Origin of the sequence: Rothia uropygialis, assembly GCF_004137765.1 — a bacterium.
Taxonomy (GTDB): Bacteria; Actinomycetota; Actinomycetes; order Actinomycetales; family Micrococcaceae; genus Rothia.
Genome location: NZ_NOIS01000005.1, coordinates 263,480 through 276,008, shown reverse-complemented (window position 1 = coordinate 276,008; position 12,529 = coordinate 263,480). Strand labels below are relative to the sequence as shown.

General features: G+C 62.1%; 10 protein-coding genes. All 10 read left to right on the top strand.

Annotated features, from left to right (window positions below; translation table 11 throughout):
* Window positions 1–31: 31 nt before the first annotated feature.
* The 10 genes from EWV35_RS12345 (at window position 32) to EWV35_RS12300 (ending at window position 12,499) form a co-directional block, all read left to right on the top strand.
* The gene (locus tag EWV35_RS12345) at window positions 32–1,264 is read left to right on the top strand and encodes an amidohydrolase (protein WP_129662290.1); all 1,233 of its coding nucleotides are present in this window, start codon (window positions 32–34) and stop codon (window positions 1,262–1,264) included.
* 132 nt (window positions 1,265–1,396) lie between these two features.
* Window positions 1,397–2,515, top strand: a complete 1,119-nt coding sequence (locus EWV35_RS12340) for a BMP family lipoprotein (protein WP_238654494.1) — start codon at window positions 1,397–1,399, stop codon at window positions 2,513–2,515.
* Window positions 2,516–2,526: 11 nt separating this feature from the next.
* Complete coding sequence (locus EWV35_RS12335; protein WP_129662289.1) at window positions 2,527–4,086, top strand: ABC transporter ATP-binding protein; 1,560 nt, start codon at window positions 2,527–2,529, stop codon at window positions 4,084–4,086.
* Window positions 4,083–5,399, top strand: a complete 1,317-nt coding sequence (locus tag EWV35_RS12330) for an ABC transporter permease (protein ID WP_129662288.1) — start codon at window positions 4,083–4,085, stop codon at window positions 5,397–5,399. Before EWV35_RS12335 ends, EWV35_RS12330 begins: the two co-directional genes overlap by 4 nt.
* Window positions 5,396–6,700, top strand: coding sequence for an ABC transporter permease (locus EWV35_RS12325; protein ID WP_129662287.1), 1,305 nt, complete (start codon window positions 5,396–5,398; stop codon window positions 6,698–6,700). Before EWV35_RS12330 ends, EWV35_RS12325 begins: the two co-directional genes overlap by 4 nt.
* A gap of 5 nt (window positions 6,701–6,705) precedes the next feature.
* Complete coding sequence (locus tag EWV35_RS12320; RefSeq protein WP_129662286.1) at window positions 6,706–7,131, top strand: cytidine deaminase; 426 nt, start codon at window positions 6,706–6,708, stop codon at window positions 7,129–7,131.
* 64 nt (window positions 7,132–7,195) lie between these two features.
* The gene (locus EWV35_RS12315; RefSeq protein WP_129662285.1) at window positions 7,196–8,503 is read left to right on the top strand and encodes a thymidine phosphorylase; all 1,308 of its coding nucleotides are present in this window, start codon (window positions 7,196–7,198) and stop codon (window positions 8,501–8,503) included.
* 76 nt (window positions 8,504–8,579) lie between these two features.
* Entirely contained in the window at window positions 8,580–10,376 is a 1,797-nt protein-coding gene (locus EWV35_RS12310; protein WP_129662284.1) for a hypothetical protein, read from the top strand.
* Window positions 10,377–10,415: 39 nt separating this feature from the next.
* Window positions 10,416–11,663, top strand: coding sequence for an adenosine deaminase (locus tag EWV35_RS12305; protein ID WP_129662283.1), 1,248 nt, complete (start codon window positions 10,416–10,418; stop codon window positions 11,661–11,663).
* On the top strand, window positions 11,660–12,499 hold the full coding sequence (locus EWV35_RS12300; protein WP_238654492.1) for a MazG family protein: 840 nt from the start codon (window positions 11,660–11,662) through the stop codon (window positions 12,497–12,499). Before EWV35_RS12305 ends, EWV35_RS12300 begins: the two co-directional genes overlap by 4 nt.
* Window positions 12,500–12,529 lie beyond the last annotated feature (30 nt).

The window sequence follows — 12,529 nt, the reverse complement described above, 5'->3', positions numbered from 1 at the left end:
GATTGCCTTGCGGGGCGCTAAGGTCGCTTGTATGGCAAATAGTCCGTCTCCTTCAGCATCTGGTAGTCCGCTCCACGTGACCCCGCTCGTGGGCAAATTCATCGACGAACTGATCGATTTCAGACGCGTGATTCACCGCCATCCGGAGCTGTCTTTCCGGGAACACCGAACGACGGACAGGATCGTCGAGCGTCTGGAAGAAGCCGGCCTGCACCCCGTCCGGTTCAAGTACACAGGGTGCTACGTCGACATCGGCAACGGCCCCCTTGCCGTTGCTCTCCGCGCGGACATCGATGCTTTGCCGATCGAAGAGAATACGGGCCTCGAATTCGCCTCGATCAACGAGGGCGTGATGCACGCGTGCGGTCACGATATTCACCAGACCGTCATGCTCGGTGTGGCGCTGACCCTGGCGGACATCAATTCTTCCGCGCCGCTGGCGGGCACCGTGCGGATCATTTTCCAGCCCGCCGAAGAGAAGCTTCCTGGTGGCGCGATTTCGGTGATCAAAGAGGGCGTTCTGAAGGGGGTTCCGAGGGCATTCGCTCTGCATTGCGAGCCGAAGGTCGACGTCGGGCAGGTCGGCACGCGTATCGGAGCAATCACATCCGCGACCGACACGATCAAGCTGACCGTGCGCGGACACGGCGGGCACACGTCCAGGCCGCATCTGACGGAAGACCTGATCTACGCGATGGGCCAGATCGCGATCAACGTTCCGGCGGTACTGTCCAGAAACCTGGATGTCCGCTCGGGAGTCCTGGTGGTCTGGGGACAGATCGAGGCAGGCGTAGCCCCCAACGCGATTCCCGCGACCGGTTATATGGCCGGGACCATGCGGTGCCTGGACGCTGATGCCTGGTACAAGGCGGCAGAAATGCTCGACGAGGTCGTCGAGCAGGTCGCAGCGCCGTATGGCATAGACGTGGAACTGGAACATGTTCCTGGCGTTCCGCCCGTGGTCAACACCGAAGCCGAGACGACGCTGTTGGAAAATGCCGCACGGGCCGAACTGGGCGAAGACTCCGTGGTGCTCATGGAACAGTCCATGGGCGGGGAAGACTTCGCGTGGATGTTGCAAGAAGTTCCCGGTTCGATGATGCGATTGGGAACTCGCCTCCCGGGCGGGCCGACCTACGATCTGCACCAAGCGGACTACGTCGCCGACGAACGAGCCATAGAGTGCGGCGTGCGTGTCATGACAGCCACGGCCCTCCGGGCCATCAACTACCAACGCCGGACTGACGAGGACAAACATCGGTAATTAATGCTGGCAGCTGACAGCGAATGACCGAGTGACGGTTTAGACTATGGGGCGTACCGCAGATCACTCGCTGCCGTCGCCCTCCTGCATCGTCAATGGAGACCCGGGGAACGGCGCACCCGGAGGTTTCTCATGCCTGCCCTTTACCCTATGGGCCCGCGCCGTGCCGTACTGGCAGGTGGCGCCATCGTCAGCGCAACAGCGTTGCTTCTGGCCGGTTGCGCCCCCGCACCGGACAAAGACGCGGATATTGCCAATGACCGCTCGGATTACACGGGATGCATCGTCTCCGACTCGGGCGGATTCGATGATCGCTCATTCAACCAGAACTCGTACGAAGGCTTGCTCAAGACCAAGGACGATTACGGCATCCAGACCAAGCAAGCCGAATCCCAGGCGGTCACGGACTACGAGCCGAACGTCAACTCCATGGTCCGGGGCGGCTGTGGGCTGACCGTGACGGTCGGCTTCAACCTTTCGGACGTTACCAAGTCGACCGCACAAGCACACCCGGACAAGCATTTCGCGACCGTCGACGACAACTCGATCGACCTGCCGAATGTGCGTCCGATCATCTACGACACGTCACAGGCCGCCTTCCTGGCGGGATACTTGGCCGCCGGTTCGACCAAAACCGGCAAAATCGCGACCTTCGGCGGACAGGAGATTCCGACCGTCACGATTTTCATGGACGGCTTCGCCGAGGGCGTGAACTACTACAACCAGCAGAAGCACAAGGATGTATCGCTGCTGGGATGGGACGTCCAGAAACAGACTGGCAGTTTTACGGGCGACTTCGAGGACACGGGCAAAGGCAAGACCACGACCCAGAACTTCCTCAATGAAGGCGCCGACATCGTGATGCCCGTTGCTGGACCCGTCGGCAATGGTGCGATGGACGCGGTAAACGGGTACAACGCCGACGAACCGAAGAACCCCGCCCGCGTCATCTGGGTGGATTCGGATGGATACGAAACCCTGGCTGGCGGACAGGAATATTTGCTGACCTCGGTGATCAAGAAAATGGGCGACGCGGTCGAACAAGCCTATGTGGATGACATGGACGACAAGTTCACCAATACCCCGTACGTCGGCAACCTGGAGAACGACGGCGTCGGGTTGGCCCCGTTCCACGATCAGGACGGCAACGTCTCGGATGAGATGAAGGACGAGTTGAAAGACCTCAAGAGCAAGATCACCAGCGGGGAAATCACAGTGCACTCGCAGGCCAGCCCGGTGAAAAACCAGTAAGGACCCCGACGATGAAACTCGAATTGCGGTCCGTGACCAAGCGTTTCGGCACTTTTGCAGCGAACGACTCCATTGACCTGGCTGTGCAGCCGGGAACCGTCCATTGCCTTCTCGGGGAGAACGGCGCCGGCAAATCGACGCTCATGAACGTGATCTACGGATTGTACGAACCCAGCGCCGGCGAGATCCTGATCGACGGGAGCAAGGTGAGGTTCTCCGGACCTGGCGACGCGATGCGCGCCGGGATCGGGATGGTCCACCAGCATTTCATGTTGGTCCCCGTATTCACGGTCGCGGAGAATATCGCGTTGGGGGCAGAATCGATGCGCGGCCTGAGCCTGGATCTGGATCAGACCCGACGCAAGATCCGCGAAATCTCGGACCGGTACGGATTCCGTGTCGACCCGGACGCGGTCGTCGAGGACTTGCCGGTCGGAGTCCAGCAGCGCGTGGAGATCATCAAAGCACTCGTCCGGGACGCTGAAATCCTGATCCTGGACGAACCCACCGCGGTTCTGACTCCCGCGGAGACGGACGAATTGCTCGCGATCATGGCTCAGCTGCGAGACGACGGCAAATCCTTGTTGTTCATATCGCACAAATTGCGCGAGGTGTGCGCCGTATCGGACGAGATCACCGTGATCCGACGGGGCAAGGTCGTCGGAACCGTGGAACCCACGGCGTCGACCACGCAATTGGCGTCCATGATGGTCGGTCACGATGTCAACCTGACGGTCGCCAAGGAAGAACCGCAGTACAGTGACTCCCGCTTCTGCGTCCGAGGACTCTCCTTGGTCGCTGATTCCGGAGTCAAGGTCCTCGACGACATCGACCTGGACGTCCGCGGAGGCGAGATCGTCGCGGTTGCGGGCGTCCAAGGCAACGGACAGACGGAATTCACGGAGACAGTTCTGGGGCTGCACCCCAAAGCCTCGGGCAAAATCATGCTGGACGGCAAGAACTTGCTGGGTTCCTCGACCAAGAGGATCATCGAATCTGGAGTCGGCTTCGTCCCCGAGGACCGGATGGTCGACGGGCTCGTCGGTACGTTCAGCATCGAGGAGAACCTGGTCCTGAACCAATTCGACCACAAGAAGTTTTCCGCGGGGCCCTCGCTCCGACGAGGAGCGATACGGTCCAACGCCCGAGAGAAAGCCGCTGCTTTCGACATCCGGATGAACGCGGTCAGCGACCAGGTCGCGACCCTTTCCGGCGGCAATCAGCAGAAGGTCGTGGTCGCCAGGGAGCTGTCCCGTCCTCTGAAACTGTTCATCGCCTCGCAACCGACCCGCGGCGTCGACGTTGGGTCGATCGAATTCATCCACGAAAGGATCGTCGCGGAGCGCGACGCCGGTACCCCCGTAATAATTGTCTCGACCGAGCTCGACGAGGTTTACGCCTTGGCGGATCGGATCGCCGTATTCCACCACGGAAGGCTCATGGGGATCGTGGGGCCGGATACCCCCAGGGAAGTCCTCGGTCAGATGATGGCCGGCGCGACCGCCGAGGAAGCCTTCTCCGAAGACCAGGACCACACCGCCCAGATCACCGTCGAAGGAGAGCACGCATGAGCTCGACCGAATCACAGCAGCCCGTTGCGGCCCCGGCCGACGGCTTGGGAGCAACGCCGGAAGCACAGTCCTCGCCGAGCCCGGTAACGCCTCCGTGGGCCACCGGGCCGGAGAAACCGTCGCTGGCGTACCGGATTACGTCCTCACCCCTCGTCCTGTCCGCGGCCGCACTGATCGCCGCTCTGATCGTCGGTGGGCTGCTCATCATTTTCACGGACCAGCGCGTGCTGACCCGGATGAACTACTTCTTCAACCGTCCCAGCGACACTTTCGAGGCCGCATGGAAAGCCTCCAGCACCGCGTACGCCGCGCTGTTCGAAGGCGCGATCTTCAATCCGCACGGTGAGACTTTTGTCGACAAAATCTATCCGCTTACCGAAACACTGACTATTGCGACTCCACTGATCTTTGCCGGTCTGGGTGTGGCGATTTCCTTCCGGTCCGGCCTGTTCAACATTGGCGCACAAGGCCAGATCATCCTCGGTGCAATCGTTGCGGGCTACATCGGGTTCAGCTGGCACTTGCCCATGGCGATTCACCTGCTGCTCGTCGTACTCGGTGGCGTCATCGGCGGCGCGATCTGGGGAGGGCTCGTGGGGCTTCTCAAGGCCAAGACGGGTGCTCACGAGGTCATTCTGTGCATCATGCTCAACTACGTTGCACTCAACCTGGTGTTGTACTTGCTGACGACGCCGGGGTTCCAGCGCCCGGGATCCACGAACCCCATTTCTCCACAGATTGATTCCAGCGCGCAGCTGCCCAAGATGTTCGGTGATTCCTTCCGATTGCACTGGGGCTTCGTGCTGGCGGTTCTCGCGGTCCTCCTGGTCTCCTGGATGATCAATCGTTCAACGATCGGCTTCAGGCTCCGTGCCGTAGGGGCCAATCCCGAGGCGGCGAAGTCGGCCGGCATCAACGTGACCGCCGGCTACATCATCGTCATGCTGATGTCTGGTGGTCTGTCCGGGATGGCGGGCGTATCGCAGATTTCAGGTACGGAAAAGGTCTTGACCGGCGACGTCGCCGCTTCCTTCGGATTCGACGCAATCACCGTCGCGCTCCTGGGCCGTTCGACCCCGTGGGGAACGTTCTGGGCCGGTTTGCTCTATGGCGCTTTTCGCGCCGGCGGTGTCGCCATGCAGACCAATACGGGAACCAACATCAATATCGTTCTGGTGGTCCAGTCCCTGATCGTCCTCTTCATCGCGGCTCCGCCGCTCGTACGGGCGATCTTCCGCTTGCCCGACCCTTCGAAAACCCGCAAAGCCAAGCGCCACATGCCCGCCGCACGGAAGGCAGGAGCCACCCAGTGAGCACCTCCGTTCAGGAATCAACGAATCCCTCCGGCTCGTCCCGGCAAGCAGCTCCCACGGCGATCGTGCGTCAGTGGCGCAACGCCGTCATCTTCACGGTTTTGGCCGTGGTCACCCTGGTGGTGTGCGGTCTCAATTCGATCGAGGACACCGTAGTCTTCCGGTTGTCGGAGTCGGGGGATGCGATCAGGTTGGGTGATGTTCAACTTGCTGCGACCCCCACCGGCTGGGTCCTCGGAACCGTGACCGCTATGATGGCCGTGATCGCTTGGGTGCTCGGCACGCGTGGCCGCAAAGTTCCCAAGTGGTGCGCTGTCGTTTTCTGGGCAGCATTCGTGATCGCGATGCTCGTCTGGGCGGTGAGTCACGCGGACAGCAATAGTTTGTCCTTGCCTGGCCTGCTGGGCGGTTCGCTGACACTCGCGGTGCCGCTGATCTTCGGTTCGATGTCCGGGCTGCTCTGTGAGCGGAGCGGCGTCGTGAACATTGCGATTGAAGGGCAGCTTCTTTTCGGTGCTTTCGCCGCCGCCGTCGCAGGCTCCGTGGCGCACAATGCCTGGGTCGGTCTGGTTGCGGCAATGTTCGGCGCGGTCCTCGTTTCCCTCATCCTCGCGATCTTCTCGATCAAGTATCTGGTCAATCAGGTGATCGTCGGCGTCGTTGTCAACGTGTTGGTCTCCGGACTGACGGGCTTTCTGTACTCGACCGTTCTCTCTCGGTCCAATGTCGGTCTCAACGCTCCGGAGCATCTGCCCAGTTTTTCGATTCCGTTCCTCTCCAAGATTCCGGTCGTCGGCCCGGTCCTCTTCGACCAATCCGTGATCGTGTACTTGATGTACGTCGTCGTGTTCCTGATCTGGTACGGGCTGACCAAGACTCGGTGGGGGTTGCGGACGAGGGCCGTCGGCGAGCACCCGAAGGCGGCGGACACATTGGGCGTCAAGGTCAACCTATTGCGCTTCTGGAACGTGCTTCTCGCCGGCGCCGTTGCGGGCATGGGCGGCGCCTTCTTCACCCTCGTCTCGGTGTCTTCCTTCAATAAGGACATGACCGCTGGTCAGGGGTATATCGCGCTGGCAGCCCTGATTTTCGGCCGCTGGCGTCCCTTCGGCGCACTGTTTGCGGCCCTCCTATTCGGATTTGCGACCAATTTGCAGTCCGTGTTGTCTCTCCTGGGAACAACGGTTCCGAGCCAATTCCTCGCGATGCTTCCGTACCTCGTCACGATCGCGGCAGTGACTGGGCTTGTCGGCCGGTCGCGCGGTCCGGCCGCAAGCGGCGTCCCGTACGTCAAGGAGTAGAAACGATGAACCAGCCTTTGTTTTCTGCCGATGATTCCGTGTGGAGGTCCCTGCTGGACGCGGCCCATCAGGCGCTCGAGCACTCTTACAGTCCGTATTCCCGTTTTCCGGTAGGTGCTGCGGGGCGGGTCGAAGACGGCCGGATCGTCGTCGGCGCCAATATTGAAAATGCCGCATACGGGGTGACCCTCTGCGCGGAATGCTCCATGGTTTCGGATCTGTTCCGGACCGGGGGCGGCAAATTGTCAGCATTCGTCTGCGTCAACGAGCCGGGAGACGTCATTATGCCCTGCGGACGCTGCCGGCAGCTGCTGTACGAGCACCGGGCACCTGATATGCAGATTCTGACGCCGAAGGGCCCATGGAGCATGGACCGGGTGCTGCCCCAGGCCTTCGGGCCGCAGGACATCGCTGGTTACTCGGACCGGTGAGCACGCCCCTTCGGTGAACCGCACGCAGGGAACACCCCAGTCGAAGAGCAAAGGACACAGAGCAATGAGCGAAGCATTCGACGCGGTCGACGTCATCCGCGCCAAACGAGACGGACAGGAACTCAGCGACGAACAGATCGACTGGGTCGTGGATGCGTACACCAGGGGTGCAGTCGCGGAGGAACAAATGTCCGCGCTGGCGATGGCGATTTACCTCAACGGCATGAGACGCGAAGAGATCGCTCGTTGGACGCGAGCCATGATCGCAAGCGGAGAACGGTTGGACTTCTCTGCGATCCTCGGCCCTACGGGCAAGATCGCTACCGCGGACAAGCACTCGACGGGCGGCGTCGGTGACAAAATCACGTTGCCTCTGGCCCCACTCGTGGCCGTCTACGGGATCGCCGTTCCCCAGTTGTCCGGTCGTGGGCTGGGTCACACCGGCGGGACGCTGGACAAATTGGAATCGATCCCCGGATGGCAGGCTTCCGTCAGCAATGAGCGCATGATGAAGATCCTGGGAAGCATCGGGGCCGTCATCTGTGCGGCCGGAACGGGCCTTGCCCCGGCGGACAAGAAACTCTACGCGCTCCGGGACGTCACCGGGACGGTAGAAGCCATACCCCTGATTGCCTCATCCATCATGTCCAAGAAGATCGCCGAGGGCACGGATTCCTTGGTCCTGGACGTCAAGGTCGGATCCGGCGCGTTCATGAAGGATGAGGAGTCCGCCCGCGAACTGGCTCGCACCATGGTCGCCCTCGGAGACGAATCGGGCGTTCGGACCAGCGCATTGTTGACGGATATGTCGACGCCGCTCGGCCTGACCGTGGGCAACGCGATCGAGGTCGAGGAATCCGTCGAGGTACTCTCGGGCGGTGGGCCGGAGGACGTCGTGGAGCTCACTGTCGCATTGGCTCGCGAAATGCTGCTCGCATCGGGGGTCGACGAGGACCCGGCCGAGGCTCTCGCGGACGGACGGGCCATGGACATCTACAAGAATATGATCCGGGCCCAGGGCGGAGACCCGGACGCGGCGCTCCCCGTCGCACGCGAATCGCACGTGATCAAGGCACCGGAAACCGGTACGTTACACAGTTTGGACGCGCTTTCGGTCGGCGTGGCTTCGTGGCGGCTGGGTGCAGGGCGGTCCCGCAAGGAAGACCCCGTGCAGGCCGGCGCGGGCGTGCGTCTTCACGCAAAGCCCGGCGACCACGTCGCCGAGGGTCAACCCCTGATGACCCTGCTGACGGACACACCGGAGCGCTTCGAAAGAGCCCTGAATACTCTGAATGGCAGCTTTAAGATTGCCCAGTCCGGCCCGGCCGATGTCGAAAGGCGCCTGATCCTCGATAGACTGTCGGCAGAATAGGGTTCAACATTCATGTCTCGATCGACTGAGGCATATCTCGAGGCGCCTCACGGGGGCGCAGAAAACAAGGTGAGTCGTGGCTTTCAAGCTTTTCCGCAAGAACTCAGACGACGACGCCGTGCGGCGTTCAGACGACGAGCTGAACGACGCGGGGCGGCAGGAAGAAACACCGTCGAGCTCAGAGGTCCGCGCCCTACCGGACCGCCCCGAGCTGCCGAAGACGAATGGTCTTCCCGAAATCGTCACGATGATGGAGTCCAACAGGGTCGCCACGCTCCAGCTGAACCAGCATGGCAATGAAATGACCGCCGTGATGGATCCCAGCGAAAAGCCTGAGCGCAAAACCACCGTGGATACCCAGTCCACCTGGTTCGACCCGGTGGCCAAGCTCTACACGGCGGCGCAGGCCAGCGAGAACGGACCCTGGCGGCGCGCTGAGATCATGATTTCCTCGGTCAGGAACGGAAAGCGGTCGGTCGAAATCGAGTACACCTACCCGAACTCGGATGAGCAGGCCCGCGAGGCCTACACGCAGACCGTTCCGACCACGCTCTCGCGCGGCGGTGAAGCGACCTCGGTCGATGCAGAGGCCAGCCAGGAGTCGGGACGGTCGGAAGCCGGTAAGGCCGCCGCGACCGGCGCCGTCGCCGGGGGAGCCGCCGGTGCTGCCGCATCGACCACCGCCAAGCCGTCAACCCAGGCCACCCCGTCCGTTGAGAAGGACCGTAGCGAAGCCCTCAGCGCCGTGGCGGACGACGCCGAAGCGCGCAAATCCGGGGGTGACCAGACGAGCTCCTCACCGTCCAAGCCCTCGGTTCTCGGTACGCCCGAGGGATCCGATTCCAGGGCCAAGCCCACGACCTCGAACGAGTCGAGCGCAACCGTAGTTTCCGGAACCGAGAAGACCTCGGCCGTCACGGACGCCTCGAGTGATTCGGAGGATGCCGCCAAGACCTCCTCGTCAGCGCAGACGAGCAGCTCTTTTTCCGAGGCCAACGCCAAAGGATCGAAGAAACAGGCCGACTCGACTTCCGGCGTCGCCGTAGGAGGCGCTGCCCTGGGCGGTGCGGCCGCTGGTGGAACCGCGGCCGCTGTGGCCGATTCGGGCAAGGACTCGAAACAGGGCGAAGAAACGGCCGCGCACCAGGCGGCCCCGTCCGTCAAAGACGTTGACAAGGGCGCGAAGACGGCGACGACAGACGGTCAGTCGACGGCCGAACCGGTTCCCGCCGTGGTCGAGGACTCCCATTGGGAAGAGGAGGAAAACCGCCCCGAGACCGGTGCTCCCTCCGCAGTAGCCGCCGATTTGCCGGATTCCGTGCCGTCCACAGCAGATCAGACCGATGTCGCGCCGTCCTTCTCCAGCTCGGGCCAGTCCGCTCCGCAGAAGCCATCGACCACGCAGCTCGCACCGGGCAACCTGGTCCTGACGGAGGCCGACGTCCTGCACCGCATGGGCGAAGCCCAGAAGACTCTCTTCGGTGCAAACGGTACGGCCCGTGATGTCTCGACGGTGCTCGTCCGCGTGCGCGCTCTCGGCTCCTACTACGATGCTCTGACCCATGTTCGCCGCAATGGTTTCTGGGATCAGCGCAAGACCTTCGATCTCGTTCCCGAAGAGGCCCTCCACATCCTGGAGCTCAAGTCGGATTCGTACCAAGAGGGTGCGGGTTCACCGATCGCGATGATGTTCCGCTTCACCCCCGGTGTTCCTCCCCAGGTTTCGTTCTCCTACGAGGACGAAGAAAGCTTCGTCAAGTACAAGGATCGCCTCCCGGCCCAGCAATACATTGAGGAACTCCGGATGTTCCCCCGCACCGGGGCAAACATCCCCGAGCACATGACCGATGCGCTGACTCAGTGGAGTCTCTGAGCGGAGAATGACAGTACGGACCCGCCGGCGAGCTGCGCAATGAGCGCGCAGGTTGTGACGCCGCTCTTCGATACCGCTTATGACGAAGGGTGGATTGCCGCCCTACCGAAGGTATGTCTGCATGATCACCTGGACGGTTCCTTGCGCCCGCAGACAGTGATCGAGCTGGCCGCCGAGGTCGGGCACGAACTTCCGTGTACCGACCCGGCCCGACTCGAACGGTGGTTCGCAGAAGCAGCGGATTCGAGGTCCCTTGCTCGCTACCTCCAAACTTTCGAGCACACCGTGGGCGTGATGCGCACCGCCGAGGCGCTCGAAAGAGTCGCCAGGGAATACGTGCTCGACGCCGCCGCGGACGGCATCATTCACGGTGAGGTGCGCTGGGCGCCCGAGCAACACCTCGGCCACGGGCTGGACCTCGACGCCGCGATCCATGCGGTAGAGCGCGGGATCGTTGCCGGGGAATCGGAGGCCGCGGACCGCGGGCACATCATCTCGATTCGTCAGATCCTCTGCGCGATGCGGCAGAACGATCGTTCCCTGGAAGTCGCACAGGCCGCCGTGCGGAACCGATCGAGCGGCGTCGTCGGATTCGACCTTGCGGGCCCCGAACTCGGTTTCTCCGCCGAACTGCACCGCGAGGCCTTGGACTACTGCGCGCAGCATTTCCTGCAGGTCACCCTGCACGCAGGAGAAGCCGACGGTGTCGAGTCAATACGTCGGGCTCTCCACGAGGGCAGGGCCGCACGGCTCGGCCACGGGGTCCGTATTGTCGAAGACCTGACTCGCCGGCAGGGTCACTCCGCGCTCGCGGACAATGTGGCACGTCTACCGCATAGCCACGATGTCTCCTTGGTGCCTGCGACCTCGCTGTACTCGATGGGAGAAGTCGCGGCGTGGGTCAGGGACCGGCGCATCCCGCTCGAGATCTGCCCCTGTTCGAATCTTCAGACCGACGCTGCCCCTCGGATGAGCGATATCGGGGTCGCGGCGAGGAGAGGGGATTCGTCGACCGTCTGGGCCAGGAAATACCGGGAACACCCCGTCGAACTGCTGAGGAGCCTCGGTTTCGCCGTGACCATCAATCCGGACAACAGATTGATGTCCCGCACATCGATGACAAGCGAATTTTTGAAACTAGCTCATGAGTTCGGATATGAACGCGACGATTTCCTGAGTGTCACGTTGACCGCGGCGGAAAGCGCATTCCTGCCGTTGGATGAAAGAAACGACCTCGTCGACCGCGTGTTGGCCGGATACTCCACATTCCCGGAGGTCGGTTCATGACCAAATCGCAGATGCCGAAAAGCAAGTCCGATGGGCCGGAACTCGCGACCGAAACCCCGACTGCGGCTTTCGAAGAGCTCATTGCCATCATGGATCGCCTGCGGTCGCCGGGCGGTTGCCCCTGGGACGGCGAACAGACACATGCTTCTTTGGTCCGTTACCTGATCGAAGAGTCCTACGAAGTCGTCGAGGCCATCGAGGCACCGAACGGAGTCGACCGTGCACTTCTGCAGGAAGAGCTCGGTGATGTGCTCCTCCAAGTGGTCTTCCACGCGAGGGTCGCGGAAGAAGTTCCTTCGGAACACGGCGGTTTCGGAATCGTGGACGTCATCCGAGGGCTCAATGACAAATTGATCCGACGGCATCCCCACGTATTCGGGGGATTCGCCGTCGCTGACGACGACCCCGTCGGAGAGCGGACTCTGGCCAGTGACGAGCTCGAAACTCTTACCCGGCGTTGGGATGAGCTCAAACGCGCCGAAAAGCCCGAGCGGAAAGGCCCTTTCGACGGAATACCACCGGCCTTGCCGGCTCTGGCGCTCGCGGAGAAGACACTGAGCAAGGCTGCCAAGGCGTCTTTGCCGTTGCCCGAAGCGGTCGAGACCCAGGACGGCGTGCATTCCTCCGAAGTCGTGGCTTCCTCCGCCCATGATCGCCCGCAGACTCAGATATCTCCGGAGTCGATCGCGCCCGGAACCACGGATAACGCCGAGGAAGAGATAGGCAGGCACCTGCTGGGGGTGGTGGCTCATGCCCGTGAACGGGGCGTGGATCCTGAAAAGGCGTTGCGGCGCGCGGTTCGTCATTTCGTAGATTCCTCAGGTGGGAATGCCTGAGAATATGTGTGCTTATGTGGGAATTGGATA